Source organism: Brachyspira pilosicoli P43/6/78 (genome assembly GCF_000325665.1).
Lineage (GTDB): Bacteria > Spirochaetota > Brachyspiria > Brachyspirales > Brachyspiraceae > Brachyspira > Brachyspira pilosicoli.
Genome location: NC_019908.1, coordinates 1,384,979 through 1,403,089 on the forward strand (window position 1 = coordinate 1,384,979; position 18,111 = coordinate 1,403,089).

Below are 18,111 nucleotides of genomic sequence, written 5' to 3' on the forward strand. Positions count from 1 at the left end.
AATATAAAAAATTATTATTTTTATATATCTGCATAAAAACAATATAAAAAAATCCGATAATATACATATAAAACATTTGGAGGTTAAAAATGGATATATCTATTAATTCTATTTATTCATCTAAAATGTTTCCATTAACTGGACATATGTATAGTGCAGGGCTTAATGTGTATAATTTATCTGATTCTATAAGCAGAATAAATGAGTTTGTCTCTGGACAGGGTACTTCAGTTAAAGTAAATTACAATTTAGGAAAGAATTTAGATGCATATGCTTAAAAAGTTAGTATGAGCCAATTGCAATTAAAGCAATTGGCTTATTTTTTAAATTTCATCTGAAATCAAAAAATCTCTAAAATAATCTGTATAATCAACTTCAAATTTCATAATCTCGCCGCTAATAGGGTGAGTAAACTCTATTTGCTTTGCTATAAGCATTAAATTACTATAATTTGAATAACTCTTAGAATATATCTTATCGCCCGCTACAGGAAATCCTTTATATGAACAATGAACCCTTATTTGATGAGTACGTCCTGTTTTAATATTAACCTCTATTAAAGTATGCTTTTTAAATCTGTTTAATACTTTTATATAACTCAACGCCTTCTTGCCGTCTTCACGAACTGTCATTTTTTTTCTATATACGCTATGCCTTCCTATCGGCAAATTAATCTCATAAAAATTCTCTCTCAATACACCTATAACTATAGCATGATAAATCTTTTTTATTGTTCTATTTTTAAATTGCTCTTGAATAGCAGAAACTATATCAGCATTCTTTCCTACAATCATTATACCAGAAGTATCTTTATCTAATCTATGTATAATGCCTGCCCTACTCTTATCACCAACAAAATTAAAATCTTTTATATGATAAAGCAAAGCATTAACTAAAGTGCCATGCCTTTCAGAAGGAGAACAATGAACACTCATATTGCAAGGCTTATTTACAACCAATAAATATTCATCTTCATACAAAATATCTAAATCAATATTCTCTGCTAATATATCCTCTTCTTCTTCATTATCATCTGTTTTAATGTTTATCTCTACAATATCATTAAGTTTTAGAGAATATGAAAGTTTTTTTATATTACCATTAACTAGTATGGAAGATAAATAATTTTTTACCTGAGACCTGCTTATATTTAATTTCTCGCTTACAAATATATCAAGTCTTTTATTTAAATCTTTTTCTTCTATTGAAAATTTATACATTTATTATTTATTTTCTTTTTTTGCTTTTTTAAAAGTACTATCAAAATCTTCTTTAAAGAAAAATACTCCAATCGCTATAACTACAATACCTATAGTAATGGCAGCATCGGCAATATTATAATTCCAAGGAAATCTAATTTTTAAATTAAAACCCATATTAATAAAATCTGTTACAAAGCCTCTCATAATCCTATCTAATAAATTGCCCATAGCTCCGCCTAACACCATACTAAAACCAACAATAGATATTCTCTGTTTTTTCTTATCTATGATAGTTATTATATAAAATACAACAATCATCGCTAAAAAAACAACAACCTTTAAAAACTCAGGTATAATATGCTGTATAACCTCTGGTACATTATTGAGAAAGCCAAAAGAAACTCCATAATTTCTTGTATATATAAATATTAGTATATCTCCAATAATATTTTTATAAACAATAGGCTGTAAATACTTATCAATAAAATATTTTGAAACAGTATCTGCTATAAATATTAATATAGATATTAAAAAATATATCTTTTTGTCTTTTATCTGCAATAAAATCTTACTCATAAAAAATAAATTCCTTATATAATCAAGTGCTAATAATAATTTATATTAATAAAAATTACAACCTAGAAAAACTAAATAAAAAAAATTATATTTATAAATTAATATAATTTAAAAATAATGCTTTTATATTGATATTATATATTTTTTGTATATAATTTACTATTATGAAAAATGGAAAAGTAATATTTCCGGGTACTTTTGACCCTTTTACTTTGGGACACCTTGATGTTCTCTATAGACTTGCTGATATATTTGAAGAAGTATATATATCTGTGGCTGTAAACTTAGAAAAATCTCCAACTTTCACTATAGAAGAAAGAAAGGCGATGATTGAAAAAGTTATTGGAAATAATGATACAATAAAAATAGTGTCTATATCTGGGCTTGTTACAGAATATATGAAGCAAAATGATATAAGAGTATTGGCTAGAGGAATAAGAGACAGCGAAGATTTATATTATGAACTTAAAATGTCAAGAATGAATAAATTATTATACCCAGAGATGGATACTATATTCTTACATACATCTGAGCATTATGCTTATATAAGTTCGTCTCTCATTAAAGAGATACTTAAATTTAATGGACCTATAGATGGTTTAGTTCCAGAAGTTTTAATAGATGATATTAAATCCAAATTCATAAAAAAATAAAATAATAAATAAAACATCAAAAAACGAATAAAGATTAGAATATGAAAAATTTTTACTTAGAAAATTACGGCTGCCAAATGAATAAAGCAGATTCAAATAGTTTAATAAACTCATTAATGCAAGAAGGCTTTATACAAACAGAAAATCATGAAAATGCTGATAATATTATAATAAATACATGCAGTGTAAGAGCACATGCTGAAGAGAGAGTTTTTTCAAGGGTAAAGCTATTTAATGCAAACAGGAAAAAAAACAAAAAAGATACAAAAATAATCATTATGGGCTGTATGGCTCAAACTTCTAAAGAACATCTTGAGAGTTTAGGTGTTGATAAAATATTTGATGTATACAATGAAGTTAATATAATAGACTATTTGAAAGATGAAGAGGTTTTTGTAAGAAAGTTTAATGATAATTATATATTTAATAAGTCTTATGTTGATGAAGACAAACCGCACAAAGCATTCATACCAATTACGCATGGATGCAACAACTGGTGCACATATTGTATAGTACCTCACACCAGAGGAAAGATGATTAGCAGAAAATCTGAAGAGATATTAGATGAAGTAAAAAGGCTTATTGATGAAGGAGCTAAAGAAATTACGCTTCTTGGGCAGAATGTTAACTCTTATGGGCTTGATATTGATAATGAAATAAACTTTACAGAGTTATTATACAAGATAGACAAAGTAATAGATGAAAAAGCAAAAGATAAAGTGTGGATAAGATTTTTAACTTCACACCCTAAAGATTTTGATAAAGAACTTGCTGATGCTATATGGAGTTTAAATAGCTTATGCAAGCATATACATCTTCCTTTTCAAAGCGGTTCGGATAGAATATTATCTTTAATGAATAGAAAATATACAAAAGAAGAATATATTAAAAAAGTATCATTTTTAAGAGAGCATGCCGATGATTTTCCTATTTCTACGGATATAATAGTTGGTTATGCTGATGAAACTGAAGAGGAATATCAAGAAACATTAGATTTACTTGAAAGCATTGGTTTTGAAGAGGCTTATTTATATAAATATTCTGAGAGAGAAGGCTCTATTGCATACAAAAAGAAAGTGCAATATGATAAAGTTGCGGGGGCAAGAAGACTCACTCAAATAGTTAACTTCCAAAGAGAATTGGCACAAAAATTACTCTCTAAACAAGTTGGCAAAAAAGCTTATATTATGATAGATGATATTGCTAAGGATAATATGCATTATTTATGCAGAAGCAAAGAAAACAGAATAGTTTTAATAAAAAAAGAAAAAGAACTTAATATGGGTGATATATATTACTGTGAGATAACAGAAATAAAAAATCATACTTTGATTGGAAATTTAATAAATTAAAAAAAATATTCAAATAATTTGTGAAAAAAAAATTCATTTTCTGTTTATATATTTGCAATTTTTTTTGTTAAATGGTAAAATTTTATTATAATAATTTTAGGGGTAGCATCTTGAGTTGTAATATTTGTGGCAAGAATCTTGCCGTTTTACATATAAAAGAATCTATAGGCAATAAAAAATACGAAATGCATATCTGCGAAGAATGCGAAAAAAAAATGAATATAATGGAAAAATGTATAGAGCTTGAATTTAATAACTTGCATACAATATTTCCAGAATCTAAACCAGTCGTTGATATAAAAAAGAAAAGTGTAAAAAGACCTAAACTAAAAGATAAAATATGCCCTTCTTGCGGTTATTCTTTAAGAGAGTTTAAAAAAACAGGTATAATGTCTTGTCCTCAATGTTATGAGAACTTCTCTAAAAGTATAGCTAAATATGTAAGAAAAATACATACTTACAACAAACACTTAGGAAGAGTTGCCAATAAAAATCTTACTAATAGAGATATAGAAGAAAAAATTAAACAATATGAAGCTACTATGGATATGCTCATCAAAATAGAAAACTATGAAGAAGCTTCTATTATTAAAAATAAAATAGAAAACCTTAAACAAACTTTAAATATAAAAGAAACTTTAAGTGAAAATAAAGATGTCCGCAGATAATATTGCTAAATGGATATATAAAAAAGGCTTAGAAGATAATATTATATTATATTCTAAAGTATCCATATATAGAAATATAGACAATATTAGATTCTACAATCATATAGATAAAGATGATATAGAAAAAATTGACAATATTCTCACAAAAGAAATAGAAGAACTGAAAAAATTAGATATTCATCTTGAAAAAATAAAATTAATAGAGCTTCCATCAATAGAAATTAAGCTTTTAAAAGAAAATCTTACAATACCAAATAAAAGAAATTTATTAAACGCTTCTATATATATTGATGAAGATGAAGAGACATCTATCTTAATAAACTCTAATGAACATTGCGAAATACAAACTATAGCTAGAGGCTTAGAATTAGAAGAATGTTTTAACAGAGCTTATAAAATAGAGAGCATGTTGGATAAAAAAATAGACTTCGCTTTTAATAAGAAATTCGGATATCTAACTAGTTCTCCAGAAAAAATAGGTATTGCAATGAATGTAACAGTATCTATGGCAATACCAGCTTTAATATGGAAAACACCAGACAATATAGAATATTTTATTAATAGAGCATCAAAAAAAGGCTTTGATATATCAATTAGAGCAGGAAGAACAATGCCTGTACTCAATATAACAAATAGAACCATGATGGGTATTTCAGAGAGAGATGTTTTAAATAATATGCTTGAAATCGTAAATTATATTCTAGACAAAGAGAAAAAAATGCGATTAAAAATAAAAAATATAGATAGGCTCAATATAGAAGATAAAGTTTATAGAAGCAAGTCTTTATTGTCAAATGCGAGGGTTATGAATTATATGGAGTTTATAAAGCATAATTTATGGCTTAGAGTTGGACTTGATTGTAATATTATTGATGATATAGATTTAGATACTTTATCTTATATGATATTTATTGCTAAGAATAATCATTTAAAATCAATGTTTAATAACAAAAAAAGTATAAAAAAGTATCTGAAATGAGAGCAGCTGCATTAAGAGATATAATGAAATAATTTTACTTCATCAATTCTTTTATAATATCTAATATATTAAAATGTTTTACTCTATTAGAGAGGTTAATTGGAAGAAGAGAGAATAATTTTAATTTGCCATTAACAGCATGTATTTTGAACTCTGATTTTTTTAAGTTAATAAAATCTGATATTAAATTAGAAGTTTCTTTATTATAAAACACAACATTAATATTAACACTTGATGATGAATGAGATTTAATAGCTATATTTTCTGACACACAATAAGCAAACTTTTCATTTCTGCTGTTAATAAGATTACACTCAAAATCATCTAAAACCATTTTTATTGGAGCATTATTTTTTATATTAACAAGAATATTCACATTTGTAGACTCCCATTCAAATTTTTTTAGCTCAAAACCTCCAAAACTATAATCTACAGGTATTTTCAAATTATACTCCTTTTAAAGATAAAAAAGAGCTATAACCTTTATAAAGATTATAACTCTTATTTTTTTAAATAAATACTTAAAATGCCATTAATTAGCCAATTTTAAATTACATTCATGCTCTTCTTTTTTATACATAGCCTGTCTTTTCATAAGCAAGTCAAAATCAACCAAATGACCATCAAATTCAGGACCCTCAACGCAAGCAAATTTAGTTTGAGTACCAACTAATACTCTACAGCATCCGCACATACCAGTACCATCAATCATAATAGGATTCAAACTAACAGTAGTAGGAATATTATATTCTTTAGTAAGCTTACAAACAAATTTCATCATAATAGCAGGACCAATAGCTATAACTTCAGAAATTTTCTCGCCCCTATCATGTATTTTTTTAATCATATCTGTAACTAAACCTTTCTCACCATAACTTCCATTATCAGTACAAACTAATAGTTCATCAGATACTTTTCTCATCATGTCTTCCATAATGATAAGTGATTTATCTCTAGCACCTAATATAGATATCACTTTATTACCAGCATTATGATGGGCTTGTACTATAGGGTGTAAAGGAGCAATACCAACACCGCCTCCAACACCAAGTATAATGCCGTCTTTCTTTTCAATATGAGTAGGCTGTCCCAATGGTCCTATAACGTCCATTATTTCATCGCCAACTTTAAGTTCCATCAATTTAGCTGTAGAATAACCAATACTTTGAGTTACTATAGTAATTGTTCCCGCTTCAGGGTCAGCATCAGCTATAGTAAGAGGCACTCTCTCCCCTAACTCATCTAATCTAAAAATAATAAAATTACCTGCTTTACGATGCTTAGCTATATCGGGAGCTACAACTTTCATCATAAAAACCTTAATCTGACCATTGTTCTTTGGCAACAATTTTATAGCCCATAAAGATTTCTCCTTAAAATATAAAATTATTTAAATTTATTAATTATTTTCTGTTGTTGTTGTTTCTTCTGCTGATTCTTCTTTAGCAGGTTCTTCAGATTTTATTAAATCAGAATGTTTAGGTATTTTTACGCCAAGTCTTTCTACCAAGCGAGCTTTTTTACCTACTTTATCTCTTAAATAATAAAGTTTAGCTCTTCTTACTTTAGCTTTTCTTATAATATCAATATGGTCAATTCTAGGAGAGTTTACTAAGAATATTCTCTCAACACCTACACCATAAGATATTTTTCTAACTATAAAACTTTTATTGATACCTTTACCGCGCATTGAAATAACAACACCTTCAAATGCCTGTAATCTTTCTCTATCACCTTCTATAATTTTTACCCATACTTTTACTGTATCACCTATTTCAAAAGGCAAAATAGCTTCTTTTTTATGTTTTGCTTCTACTAATCTAATCTGTTGCTCCATTGATTTTCTCCTAAAAATTTATATTAATTTATTTAAATACACTTTATAGAAGTTATATTCTATCACAATATACTAATTTAATCAAGTATAATATATAGAATTTTTTATCTGATACAATTATTAATATTTAACTTATAGTTTTACGAAATTATAACTTATTAAAAAGGCAATTATTTATTTGATATTGATATAATTTTATATTATTGTTATAATTTTAAATATGTACAAAAATAAAAAAAAGAATAAAAGCAATTTCTATAAAAAGAATAACTCTGATAATTCTTCGTTTTTAAGCAAACTGCATAAAATATTATCGCACAGACTTTATTTTATGTTTATACCGCATTCTAAAAAGAAAACTAAAACTTTATCTATACCTATATATGGTCTTTTAATAATAGTTTTAATTATAGCAGCAGCACTATTAATAACATTCTCATCTCTTACAAAAAACACTGTTATTGCAAGCAAAACACTAGTTCTTACTGGAAGCTATCAAGAGAGACTTGAAGAAATTAATTCTTTGGAAAACTTATTTAATTCTGTATTTTCTAATGATTCATATAGAGAAGATATGTCTAATATGATGAATAAATTTAAAATAGAAAATACTAATTTAATAAATACAAACAATACTGATAATATAGCACTTCTCAATGCCAGAGCTAAAGAGTTTGAAAATTTAAAAAATTATTTAGAAGAATTGAAAGCTAATATTAATTCTAAAAACACTTCATTAGAATATGTGCCTACAATTACGCCAATAGACTCTAGATATGCAGTTATATCAAAACCATATCAAAAAGACTCTCTCTTATCAAAAGGCATAGGCTTTCAAACAATAGCAGGTACACTTGTTAGAGCAACAGCATCTGGTACAATTAATAGTGTAGTATACGATAAAGATGAAGGAGTAAGCATAGTTATTTATCATAGATATGGTATCATAACTACTTATAAGGGATTAGCCACTACTTCTGTAAAAACAAATGTTGATGTAAAAAAGGGTGATATTATAGGAAACGCAAAAACAGGCGAACTTGAATATGAATTAAAATTAGCTTCTGAATATGTTAATCCTTTAATTTTTACAACGCTTAATTATGAACAGCAAGAATAATATAAAAAATGGAATAAAATATACGGCTTTAGGTATTGAGTTTGGAAGTATAATACTTGGACTTGCTTTTGTTGGAAATTTAGCTGATAAAAAATTTAATACTTCTCCATTATTTACTATAGCTGGTATATTTTTTGGATTTATATCTGGCATATACAGACTTTATCAGCTTTCTAAAATTATAGAAAGAAATAAAAAATAGATAAAGTTTTTAAGGATTTATTTATGGATAATATAATAAATAGTTTGCTTGATACTGATTTATATAAATTCACAATGCAGCAATGTGCTTTAAGGCAATTTTCTAATGTTTGGGTAAAATATATTTTTAGAAGCAGAAATATATTAGAATGGACTAAAGAGATGCATGATGAGCTATTAAAGCAGATAAAGCATTTTTGCAATCTTTCATTCAAAAAAGATGAACTTGAATATTTAGCTTCTCTTAGATTTATAAAGAGAGATTATATAGAGTTTTTAAAATTATACAGACCATTAGAAGAACATATTAATGCATCTTTTGAAGATAATAAATTAACTGTTTCTATAGAAGGTCCATGGTATCAAACTATTATTTGGGAGATACCTGTACTTGCTATGATTAGTGAAATATATTATTACTATACTGTTTGTAAGACTAATGGAGAAGAAGCAGTTTATAAACAAGGCAAATCAAACTTAATAAAAAAGCTAGATGATAAATTACTTCCTATATATAAGGCTGAAAGCGGATTTAAATTTTCTGATTTTGGTACTAGAAGAAGATTTTCTTTTAAGTGGCAAGATAGAGCTATTTCTATATTAAAAGAAAAAGTTCCTGCTGATTGTTTGGTGGGTACTAGCAATGTATATTTTGCTAAGAAATATAATTTACTTGCGGTTGGTACTAATGCTCATGAATATTATCAAGTTGGTCAGGCTTTAGATAAAGTGAGGCTTGCAGAGAGCCAAAAATTTATGCTTCAGTCTTGGGTTAATGAATATAGAGGCGATTTAGGTATTGCATTATCTGACACTTTAGGAACAGATAAATTCTTAAAAGATTTTGATTTATATTTTGCAAAACTCTATGACGGCATAAGGCATGACTCTGGAGACCCTATTGAATGGGGATACAAAGTTATAAAACATTATAAAAACTTAAGAATTGACCCTAAAACTAAAACCCTACTATTTTCTGACAGCCTTAATTTTGACAAAGCTTACAATATATATAAAGAGTTCAAAAACGAAACTAAAGTTACATTTGGAATAGGCACATTTATTATGAATGATTTTGAACCTATTGCCAAACCTTTAAATATTGTAATGAAACTTCAGATGGTTAATGGTAAGCCTGTTGCTAAGTTATCTGATGATGAAGGCAAAACTATGTGCGATGATAAAGAGTTTTTGCATTATTTAAAAATTGTTGCTATGGAATGATTAATATGATAAAAAATATTATATTAATTTTTACATTTATATTATCAATTTCTTGCAGCAGAAATAATAATACAACTACAGTTAATGAAATAGAACCTAATGATAATGAAGAGTATGCTCAGTTTATAGAATCTGATATAAGCTTAAAAGGAAGTTTTAATATTGATGATATAGATTATTATCATATTAAGCCTACTAATGGTTTTATAATGAACTTTGGACTTTATGCTAATAATGATTCTGATATTGTATTAGAGTTTTATAATAAAGAAAATAGAGATATTGTTTTTAGAGTAGAAACTAAAAATGCTAAAAATTATTTTGGAAATATAGAATTAAAAAATATTTTATTAAATGAAAAAGAATATTTATTAAAATTAACTTCTGAAGATAATATTGACTATAACCTAAAACTAAATTTTTCTGATGATTATAAATATAAAAACGGCAATGAATATAATGATAATATTTTATATGCTGAAGAGATAGAATATCCAAATCAAAAAATAAACGGCTTTTTTATTAAGAAAGATTTAGTTTTAGATGAAAAGATTAAACCATATTTAAAAAATTATAATATAATAGATATAGACTTTTACAGAATAAAAAACAAAACAGATATAGATTCTTATATAAATATTATACTAGAATATAAAGAAGATATAGAGATTATACTTTTTGATGAAAATTACAACTATATAAGAAAAGCCGTAAACAGAATTGACAATATAAGTTTTAGCAAAAATAAGGAATATTATATAGCATTAGTTTATTATGGGGATATATATTTGATAGAGCAATATATTTTGCATTATGAGTTTAGCAATAATAATTAATAGTTAATTTATTGTATTAAGATTTCTTATATGTTATAATTACAAAAATTATTGATTAGAGTTATATCGTGATAAAAAAATTAAGTTTTATTTTTATTATTCTTTTTGTATTTAGCTTTTTATTATACGCTGATACATTATCTTCAAGACATTCTTTATCTATTTTAAACTACACAAGCACAAGAAGCAGAGGAATGATGAACAGCACTTTTCTAATAGGAAACGACTCTTCTGCATTATTTGTAAACTCTGCTTCATTAATGGGGCTTATTAGAGACAGCATTAATATAAACTACACTCTATCACCAGACTTTAAAAACGAATATATATTTAATGCCTCATATTCTCATACAGGTAATTCTTATGCAATAGGGTTGGGTTTTGCTTCAGAAATAAACAAAATACAAAGTTATGATGCACTTGGAAATAAAAAAGATAATATATATAACGGTATTTACTTAGCAAATATTGCCTTTGCTTATGCTATAAATGATAAATCTTTTATAGGCGGAAATATTAAAGGAGTATTAAATAATTCTTTAAATAAAAACGTTTTTGGAGGATTTTTAGACGTATACTATATGCAATCTATTTTTACTCCAGTGTTTAAAATTGGTGCTGGTATTAGAAATTTTGGTTTTTACAATAACGTATTTGCTAACATAGATACAGACATTGTAGCTTCAGTTGCTTATGCTAAAGAAGATTCTACAGTATCTGTTTCGCTTACTTATTCTGTAGGAGTTCCTTCTATTACGCATAATATATCTTTAGGTCTTGAAGCTATGATAATAGATTTTAATAAATTAGGGTTATTTAATAAATATTCTTCATCTTCTTGGTATGATGATTTGCCTGAGAGCGTATTAGATGAACCTAGTGCTATGCAAAAAAGACGTTCTGCTAAATTACCAAGCGGTGTTTTAGCAAGACTTGGTATTGGAAATAATGGAGTTTCTTTGGGGCTTTCATTATATATTGATTTGTTTAGACTTGATTATGCTATAATATTTGATGAGTTTAATAAAAACAATATTTCTCATGATTTTGGTTTAAGCTTTATGTTTTAATAATTATGCCTAGTATATGTAAACAATTAATATCAAACACAGAAAAATGCGACAGAGAAGTTTATAAAGATGATTTATGCATTATACATCATAAATCAGACAGTAAACCTGCTAATCTATTTAGAAACATTATAAGAGATGATATATATAGAGGATATTATAATTTTTCTCATATGATTAGCTATGAAGGCTTTAATTTTGAAGGCTTAAAAATACAAAAAGATTCAAATTTCAACTTTTCTGATTCTTCGTTTTATGCTCCGTTTAATATTAATAATTTAAAATTAGATATATCACTTGATTTTACTAATGCTTTATTTGATTCTGGAATATTTATAAAGATGTCTAATATAAACAAAGAAATTATAATGAAAAATACTGTTGTAAATATGGATTTAAACTTTTCAATATCAAATTTTGAATCTATTAATTTATATAATGCCAAAATTAATTGTAATGCCAATTTTACTAATTCTGACTTTATAAAAAAAACTACATTCAACCATGTTCATTTTAGCAATAATTTAAGCCTTTTAAATGTAAACTTAAAAGATGATTTTTCATTAGAGAATATAATAGTTGAAAAGGATGCAGATTTTAGAAACCTTATTTTTCATAAGAGTTTAAAATTAGAAAATGTTGAAATAAAAGGTACAACTTTGCCTCATGAATTAATTAAAAATGAAAATATAATTCTAAAAAATGTACTTATAAATGGTACACTTATAGAAGACAATCAAAAAAGCAAAAAAGAAAAAGAAAGCCAAGAAAAAGTAAAACAAGCAAAAGAAAAAATATATAAAGAAACTATATTAAATAAAAAAATATGAAATTATAATAATTCTTTATATTTATTTAATTCATTTTTCTCTCTAATATCTTTTAATATCTCTTTTATTTTAGAATCCTCATTATTAGGATACATTAAAACAACACCATTAGACTTTACTACTGTGAGATTGTTAACACCATTTAAAGTAAGCAAATCATTATCATCATTTATTATTATATTATTGCTAGAGTTTTTAAGATAAACCTGCCCTATTACAACATTGTTATTTTCATCTTTTTTGTATATCCTTCCAAGAGCAGAAAAAGCTCCCAAATCGTCCCAAAAAAACTCTGACTTTATACATATAATATCTTCTAGTTTTTCCATTACACCAAAGTCGAAAGAAATTTTATCAATACTGTTAAATATTTCTAATGCCTTATCTTCATTATTAATATTTTTTAATGTATCATTTACTTTATTAAAAGTGTCAGGCATAAATTTGTTTATACTGTTTAGTATACTTTCACTATCCCATATAAACATGCCGCTATTCCACAAATAACTTCCCTCTTCCAAAAACTTTTTGGCATTTTCTAAATTTGGTTTCTCTACAAATCTATGAACAATATACTCATTGCCTTTTATATTTTTATCTAATTTTATATATCCATATCCAGTCTCAGCTCTAGTCGGCACTATACCCACAACTACAACATTTTTTGTTTCTATAGTTGCATTTACAGCCTCTTTTATTGTATTTATAAACAAATCTTCTTGTTTTATTATAGGGTCAGCTGGAATTATCACTACATTTGAGTCGCCTATTTTCTCTTTTACAGTTAATACTCCTAAAGCTACAGCCGCAGCAGTATCTCTTCCAATAGGTTCATATATAATATTATCTTTTTTAAAGTTTGGTATATAAGTAGAGAAAGCCTCTTTATATCTTTTTCCTGTTATTATGAAAATATTTTCTTCTTCTGTAATTTGCAAAGCTCTATCTATTGTTTGTTCTATAAGTGATTTATTGTCAATTATTTTTAAAAATTGTTTTGGTTTTTTTTCTCTGCTTAAAGGCCATAGTCTCTCCCCTATACCTCCAGCCATAATAATTACAGAAGTTTTCATTATACAAACTCCATTCTTTGTTAATTCTTTATTAATTCTCTAATTTTATTATATTTTATTATATATAAATATCAATAGTTAGTAATTGTATATTATAAGTAATATAATCATATAAAAAAATAAAATTAAATATAGACTATTTTTTTTATTTATATTAATATATAATAAATTCACTAATAACTATTAAGAGATTAATTTATGAAAATTTTATTAGCTATAACTAGTTCTATATCAGCATATAAGATGCCATTTCTTGTTAGTATGCTAAAGAAGCAAGGACATGAAGTAATATGTGCTGTTACAAAGAATGCAGAATATATGGTTGGTATAAAAGCATTAGAAACAATGAGCGGTAACAGTGTTATAAGAGATATGTGGCAAGAAGAAGACCCTCTTACACATATAAACATTAGCAGAAAAACCGATGTATTCTTATTAGCTCCAGCAGATGCTAATACAATATCTAAAATAGCAAACGGCATATGTGATAATACCATCACTACCATAGCATGTGCCTACACCGGAAAAAAAATGTTTGCACCTGCTATGAATCCTAATATGTGGTTTAATAAAGCGGTGCAAAAAAATGTACGTTATTTAATCGATGAGCTTGAATACACTATGATAGGTCCTGAAAGCGGAAATATGGCTTGTAATGATACCGGAATAGGAAGACTTGCTAATTTGGAAGAGATATTAGATAAAGTTGTTAATAACTTTAGTCATTTTAGTTTGAAATATGATAATATAAGATTTACAGTAACTTCTGGTGCTACAAAAGAGTGGATAGACCCTATAAGATATATTACAAACAATTCAAGCGGTAAGATGGGAGAAGCTATATATAATGAAATACATCTTGGAGGCGGAGTTACTACTTATATAGAAGGCGATGTTAATGAAGAGCTTCGTGTGTATGCAAGCGATAAAAAAATAAAAATAGATACTACAGAAGATTTAAAAAATAATGTACTTGCTGAACTTGAAAATACTGATATTTTACTTATGGCAGCTGCTCCTCTAGATTTTAGACCTGCTATTGTTCATGACAAAAAAGTAAAAAAACAAAATATTAATGCTATAGAACTTAAACAAAATGATGATATATTGGTTAGTACCAAAGATAAGAAATCTAAAAACACTCTTATAGTTTCATTTGCGGCAGAAACAGCTATTAATGATGAAGAGCTAAAAAATTATGCTATAGACAAAATGAACAAAAAGGGGGCAGACATGATAGTAGCTAACAATATAAAAGATGCTATTGGAAAAGATACTAATAAAATAACTATCTTTTTCAAAGACGGCAGAGTAAGAAATTTCCCTGTATTAAGTAAAAGGGAATGTGCAAAAGAAATTGTTAGTATTGCTGTTGAAGAATGGAAGAATAAAAATCTTTAATTAAATATAAATAAAAAAAATAGGAACAATGAATGAGTTATCTTTATGAAATAAACAATATTAGTAAGATATATGGTCATGGAGGAGGTGCCACAGAGGCATTAAAATCTATTAATCTTACTATAGAAGAAGGAAAACTGACTGCTATACTTGGACCGAGCGGTTCTGGTAAGAGTACACTTTTAAACATACTTGGGGCATTAGATAAGCCTACTGGAGGAAGAGTATTATTCTTGGGAGAGGATATTACTCATTACAGCAATAAACAATTAGCTAAGTTTAGAAGAGAAAATATTGGATTTGTGTTTCAGAGTTATAACCTGCTTCCAAATTTAACTGCTTTAGAAAATGTTGAGTTCTCCACAGAAATAACTGGTCTTACAAGAGATAATGCTGAAAATGCTTTAAAGCTTTTAGGACTTGAGCATAGAATGAAACATTATCCTACAGAATTATCTGGAGGAGAACAGCAGAGGGTAAGTATTGCTCGTGCTATAGCTAAAAAGCCAAAAGTTGTATTATGCGATGAGCCTACTGGTGCTTTGGATAATAAAACTGGTATTATGGCTCTTAGGATATTAAGAAACTTAAATAAGGATTTTGGTACTAGTATAGTATTAATTACTCATAGTAAAGAGATTGCTAAAATGGCTGATACGGTTGTTAAGGTTTTAAGCGGAGAAGTAATAGAAAAATATGATGTAGAAAATCCTTTAAATCCTGAAGATATAGAATGGTAATAAAATAATTTTATTAATGGGAAAATAATGGTTAATATAAAAACAAAACTTTTATTTAGAAAAATTAGCAAACAGCTTGCGATATTTATGTCTGCTATTTTTATAGTAACTTTAGCGGTGCTTTTTTTTGTGGCAGTAAAGACTGTATATAGAGATTTTAAACTTACTGCTGAAGAGTATTTCGATAAAAATAATTTAGATGATTTAGTATTATTTGGAATGTTTAGCGAAGATGATATTAAAACTATTGAAGAGATTAATGGTATTGATATGGTGGAAGCTAAACATAGATTTCAGGGCAAAATAGATGATATTGATGCTATTATATATGCTTCAAAGGATAATAATAATAAAATAAATAAGCCTTATATATATGACGGAAAAGATAATTTAGAGACTAATGAAATAGCAATTAATAAAAATTTTGCAGATGCTAATTCATTATCTTTGGGAGATGAAGTTGAGGTTATATATAATGATAAAACTAATTCTTTTACAATAGCCGCTTTAGTCTCCTACCCTAATTATGTGTTTTTATTTAAAGACGGAGCTTCTACAGCTTCCGAGGCTAAAGATTTTGCCGTTATAGAAATGAATGATGATAACTTTAATTATGTTCCATACAATTCTATATATATAAAGTACAAAGAGAATGTAAATAGAGATAATATAGAACAGCTTATAAGAATAAAATTAAAACAGAAAATATTCTTCTTCACAGATAGAAGCCAATCTGTAAATTATATAAACTATGAACAAACATTGCTTCAAATAGATTCTTTCTCATATATTTCGCCTTCTATACTTTTACTTATGGCTATACTTCTTTTATATATTATACAAAGAAGAAATGTTGCTGTTGAAAGAAAACAAATTGGTATAATGAAAGCTATTGGGCTTACAGACTTTTCTATTATGTTTATGTATATCAAATATTCGTTTTTGGTATCATTCTTTGGTATATTATTAGCTTTTGTAGCAAGTAAGTTCCTTTTACCTCCAATATTTAAGTCCCTTGGGGCTATATTTGATATGCCTAATTATAATTATCATATATATTTAGATTTATGGATAATATCAACTTTAATAATATTGTTTGTATGCATATTCTCTAATTTGCTTGCTGCTATTTCTATATTAAAACTAAACCCTGCTCAGTCAATGAGAGGAGAGCCTCCAAAAAGCTCTGGAAAAACATTAATAGAGAAATTTAGTATATGGAATAAACTATCATTTAACAGCAGATATGCTATAAAAAATGCTTCAAGAAGTAAAACAAGATATTTAGCATCGCTTTGGGGAATGTTTGCTGCAATTAGTATGACTATATTTGCTCAAGGGTTTAATAACTCTTTTGATTATTTCTTATATACTCTATATGAGAAATTTGCTTTATATGATGCTTCTGTTAGTATAACTCCTACAAAATGGGAAGATAATACTGATATACTTACTAATGATAGTATAAAATATTATGACAAGGCTGCCATCTATCAATCAAGGCTCTATCCTGCTTTTGATGATGATAGCGAAAGTATTTATTTGCCTACTTTGATATATAAAGACGGATTTTCTTCTCTTGACATACCATATAATGATAGTAAAGAAGATTCTGTAATGATTCCAAAATATTTGGCAGATAAATTAAAAGTAAAAGAAAATGACTATATAGGTATAGAACTATATACTGTTGGAAACAGCGTATCAAGAAGAGTGAAAGTTAGTAAGCTTGTTGAACAGCAAGGTATGTTTTATATTTATATGGATAAAGATTTTGCAGAAGACACTTTTGAAGTACAAAATGTTTATAATTCTGTATTTTTAACTTCTGATGTTAGTCAAGATGATATAAAAACTCTATTAGACGACAGCAGTGAAGTATCATACTACAGCTTTAGAAATGATGAATATCAGGCATATAAAAATCAAATAGCTACAATATATTTACTTGTACAAATACTTATATTTATAGCATTCTTGCTTGGTGCTACATCGCTTTATGGTGTTGGTGTTATTACTTTGGCTACAAGAAGATACGAGTTTACTCTTCTTAAAGTTATGGGATACACCACTAAAGAGATAATGCTTGCTTCATTAAAAGAAACTATTACTCAAGTGATAATAGCAATACCTACAGGAATATTAGCAGGATATGGTATACTTTATTTGGTTAAGAAACCATTTTCAAGTAAGTTATTTTCATTTGTACCGCATATTTATAATTACAGTTATTTATTAGCAATAGTATTACTTGTTGTTGTAATATTCTTGGTGTCTTTGATGAGTATGCATTATGTTAATAAGCTTGATATGGTTGAGGGCTTAAAAGACAGAGAAGAATAAGAAACT

General features: G+C 26.7%; 20 protein-coding genes. 14 read left to right on the top strand and 6 right to left on the bottom strand.

Annotation, left to right across the window (positions count from 1 at the left end; all coding sequences use genetic code 11):
• The first annotated feature begins 89 nt into the window (after nt 1-89).
• Nucleotides 90-278: a hypothetical protein gene (locus BPP43_RS06135; protein ID WP_013244655.1), complete on the top strand. Its 189-nt coding sequence runs from the start codon at nt 90-92 to the stop codon at nt 276-278.
• A 45-nt stretch (nt 279-323) separates the two neighbouring features.
• Here BPP43_RS06135 and BPP43_RS06140 read toward each other — a convergent pair whose 3' ends face one another.
• Nucleotides 324-1,220 (bottom strand): RluA family pseudouridine synthase, encoded by an 897-nt coding sequence (locus BPP43_RS06140; RefSeq protein ID WP_015274470.1) that lies wholly within the window; start codon nt 1,218-1,220, stop codon nt 324-326.
• A gap of 3 nt (nt 1,221-1,223) precedes the next feature.
• Nucleotides 1,224-1,778 (bottom strand): signal peptidase II, encoded by a 555-nt coding sequence (lspA, locus tag BPP43_RS06145; RefSeq protein ID WP_015274471.1) that lies wholly within the window; start codon nt 1,776-1,778, stop codon nt 1,224-1,226.
• Nucleotides 1,779-1,942: 164 nt separating this feature from the next.
• Here lspA and coaD point away from each other — a divergent pair, with 164 nt between their 5' ends.
• From coaD to BPP43_RS06165, 4 genes are all read left to right on the top strand, one after another.
• Complete coding sequence (gene coaD, locus BPP43_RS06150) at nt 1,943-2,431, top strand: pantetheine-phosphate adenylyltransferase (RefSeq protein WP_013244652.1); 489 nt, start codon at nt 1,943-1,945, stop codon at nt 2,429-2,431.
• 41 nt (nt 2,432-2,472) lie between these two features.
• Nucleotides 2,473-3,783: a tRNA (N6-isopentenyl adenosine(37)-C2)-methylthiotransferase MiaB gene (gene miaB / locus BPP43_RS06155; RefSeq protein WP_015274472.1), complete on the top strand. Its 1,311-nt coding sequence runs from the start codon at nt 2,473-2,475 to the stop codon at nt 3,781-3,783.
• Between the two features lie 110 nt (nt 3,784-3,893).
• Nucleotides 3,894-4,451, top strand: coding sequence for a UvrB/UvrC motif-containing protein (locus BPP43_RS06160; RefSeq protein ID WP_015274473.1), 558 nt, complete (start codon nt 3,894-3,896; stop codon nt 4,449-4,451).
• Nucleotides 4,438-5,430 (top strand): ATP:guanido phosphotransferase domain-containing protein, encoded by a 993-nt coding sequence (locus tag BPP43_RS06165; RefSeq protein ID WP_015274474.1) that lies wholly within the window; start codon nt 4,438-4,440, stop codon nt 5,428-5,430. Before BPP43_RS06160 ends, BPP43_RS06165 begins: the two co-directional genes overlap by 14 nt.
• A gap of 34 nt (nt 5,431-5,464) precedes the next feature.
• On the opposite strand, the gene BPP43_RS06170 is transcribed toward BPP43_RS06165, so the two are convergent.
• The 3 genes from BPP43_RS06170 to rplS form a co-directional block, all read right to left on the bottom strand.
• Nucleotides 5,465-5,875 (bottom strand): hypothetical protein, encoded by a 411-nt coding sequence (locus BPP43_RS06170; protein ID WP_015274475.1) that lies wholly within the window; start codon nt 5,873-5,875, stop codon nt 5,465-5,467.
• Nucleotides 5,876-5,962: 87 nt separating this feature from the next.
• A complete protein-coding gene (locus tag BPP43_RS06175; RefSeq protein ID WP_252832267.1) occupies nt 5,963-6,775 on the bottom strand; it encodes a sulfide/dihydroorotate dehydrogenase-like FAD/NAD-binding protein in 813 nt (270 codons plus the stop codon).
• 54 nt (nt 6,776-6,829) lie between these two features.
• The gene (gene rplS / locus BPP43_RS06180; protein ID WP_013244646.1) at nt 6,830-7,267 is read right to left on the bottom strand and encodes a 50S ribosomal protein L19; all 438 of its coding nucleotides are present in this window, start codon (nt 7,265-7,267) and stop codon (nt 6,830-6,832) included.
• A gap of 220 nt (nt 7,268-7,487) precedes the next feature.
• Between rplS and BPP43_RS06185 the strand changes: the two genes are divergently transcribed.
• The 6 genes from BPP43_RS06185 to BPP43_RS06210 all read left to right on the top strand — a co-directional run bounded on the left by BPP43_RS06185 (nt 7,488) and on the right by BPP43_RS06210 (nt 12,548).
• Nucleotides 7,488-8,387, top strand: coding sequence for a M23 family metallopeptidase (locus BPP43_RS06185; RefSeq protein WP_014936682.1), 900 nt, complete (start codon nt 7,488-7,490; stop codon nt 8,385-8,387).
• Nucleotides 8,371-8,589: an AtpZ/AtpI family protein gene (locus BPP43_RS06190; RefSeq protein WP_013244644.1), complete on the top strand. Its 219-nt coding sequence runs from the start codon at nt 8,371-8,373 to the stop codon at nt 8,587-8,589. The genes BPP43_RS06185 and BPP43_RS06190 overlap by 17 nt, the downstream gene beginning before the upstream one ends.
• Before the next feature lie 23 nt (nt 8,590-8,612).
• The gene (gene pncB / locus BPP43_RS06195; RefSeq protein WP_015274477.1) at nt 8,613-9,812 is read left to right on the top strand and encodes a nicotinate phosphoribosyltransferase; all 1,200 of its coding nucleotides are present in this window, start codon (nt 8,613-8,615) and stop codon (nt 9,810-9,812) included.
• A gap of 5 nt (nt 9,813-9,817) precedes the next feature.
• Nucleotides 9,818-10,648 carry a hypothetical protein gene (locus tag BPP43_RS06200; protein ID WP_015274478.1) on the top strand — a complete coding sequence of 277 codons (831 nt, stop codon included), beginning with the start codon at nt 9,818-9,820 and terminating at the stop codon, nt 10,646-10,648.
• A 68-nt stretch (nt 10,649-10,716) separates the two neighbouring features.
• Nucleotides 10,717-11,718 (top strand): hypothetical protein, encoded by a 1,002-nt coding sequence (locus tag BPP43_RS06205; RefSeq protein WP_015274479.1) that lies wholly within the window; start codon nt 10,717-10,719, stop codon nt 11,716-11,718.
• Nucleotides 11,719-11,723: 5 nt separating this feature from the next.
• Nucleotides 11,724-12,548 (top strand): hypothetical protein, encoded by an 825-nt coding sequence (locus BPP43_RS06210; RefSeq protein ID WP_015274480.1) that lies wholly within the window; start codon nt 11,724-11,726, stop codon nt 12,546-12,548.
• Between the two features lie 2 nt (nt 12,549-12,550).
• On the opposite strand, the gene BPP43_RS06215 is transcribed toward BPP43_RS06210, so the two are convergent.
• Complete coding sequence (locus tag BPP43_RS06215) at nt 12,551-13,621, bottom strand: mannose-1-phosphate guanylyltransferase (RefSeq protein WP_015274481.1); 1,071 nt, start codon at nt 13,619-13,621, stop codon at nt 12,551-12,553.
• A 198-nt stretch (nt 13,622-13,819) separates the two neighbouring features.
• Between BPP43_RS06215 and coaBC the strand changes: the two genes are divergently transcribed.
• Genes coaBC through BPP43_RS06230 form a run of 3 tightly spaced genes read left to right on the top strand, consistent with a single transcriptional unit; the run spans nt 13,820 to nt 18,105 of the window.
• Nucleotides 13,820-15,022: a bifunctional phosphopantothenoylcysteine decarboxylase/phosphopantothenate--cysteine ligase CoaBC gene (gene coaBC, locus BPP43_RS06220; RefSeq protein ID WP_013244638.1), complete on the top strand. Its 1,203-nt coding sequence runs from the start codon at nt 13,820-13,822 to the stop codon at nt 15,020-15,022.
• A gap of 32 nt (nt 15,023-15,054) precedes the next feature.
• Nucleotides 15,055-15,762 carry an ABC transporter ATP-binding protein gene (locus BPP43_RS06225; RefSeq protein ID WP_013244637.1) on the top strand — a complete coding sequence of 236 codons (708 nt, stop codon included), beginning with the start codon at nt 15,055-15,057 and terminating at the stop codon, nt 15,760-15,762.
• Nucleotides 15,763-15,789: 27 nt separating this feature from the next.
• Entirely contained in the window at nt 15,790-18,105 is a 2,316-nt protein-coding gene (locus BPP43_RS06230; protein ID WP_013244636.1) for an ABC transporter permease, read from the top strand.
• The last annotated feature ends 6 nt before the right edge of the window (nt 18,106-18,111 follow it).

Bases quoted from the DNA above. Each gene is read 5' to 3' on its own strand.
- BPP43_RS06135 (WP_013244655.1), top strand. From the start codon at position 90: ATGGATATATCTATTAATTCTATTTATTCATCTAAAATGTTTCCATTA.
- BPP43_RS06140 (WP_015274470.1), bottom strand. From the start codon at position 1,220: ATGTATAAATTTTCAATAGAAGAAAAAGATTTAAATAAAAGACTTGAT.
- lspA (WP_015274471.1), bottom strand. From the start codon at position 1,778: ATGAGTAAGATTTTATTGCAGATAAAAGACAAAAAGATATATTTTTTA.
- coaD (WP_013244652.1), top strand. From the start codon at position 1,943: ATGAAAAATGGAAAAGTAATATTTCCGGGTACTTTTGACCCTTTTACT.
- miaB (WP_015274472.1), top strand. From the start codon at position 2,473: ATGAAAAATTTTTACTTAGAAAATTACGGCTGCCAAATGAATAAAGCA.
- BPP43_RS06165 (WP_015274474.1), top strand. From the start codon at position 4,438: ATGTCCGCAGATAATATTGCTAAATGGATATATAAAAAAGGCTTAGAA.
- rplS (WP_013244646.1), bottom strand. From the start codon at position 7,267: ATGGAGCAACAGATTAGATTAGTAGAAGCAAAACATAAAAAAGAAGCT.
- BPP43_RS06185 (WP_014936682.1), top strand. From the start codon at position 7,488: ATGTACAAAAATAAAAAAAAGAATAAAAGCAATTTCTATAAAAAGAAT.
- BPP43_RS06190 (WP_013244644.1), top strand. From the start codon at position 8,371: ATGAACAGCAAGAATAATATAAAAAATGGAATAAAATATACGGCTTTA.
- pncB (WP_015274477.1), top strand. From the start codon at position 8,613: ATGGATAATATAATAAATAGTTTGCTTGATACTGATTTATATAAATTC.
- BPP43_RS06200 (WP_015274478.1), top strand. From the start codon at position 9,818: ATGATAAAAAATATTATATTAATTTTTACATTTATATTATCAATTTCT.
- BPP43_RS06210 (WP_015274480.1), top strand. From the start codon at position 11,724: ATGCCTAGTATATGTAAACAATTAATATCAAACACAGAAAAATGCGAC.
- BPP43_RS06215 (WP_015274481.1), bottom strand. From the start codon at position 13,621: ATGAAAACTTCTGTAATTATTATGGCTGGAGGTATAGGGGAGAGACTA.
- coaBC (WP_013244638.1), top strand. From the start codon at position 13,820: ATGAAAATTTTATTAGCTATAACTAGTTCTATATCAGCATATAAGATG.
- BPP43_RS06225 (WP_013244637.1), top strand. From the start codon at position 15,055: ATGAGTTATCTTTATGAAATAAACAATATTAGTAAGATATATGGTCAT.
- BPP43_RS06230 (WP_013244636.1), top strand. From the start codon at position 15,790: ATGGTTAATATAAAAACAAAACTTTTATTTAGAAAAATTAGCAAACAG.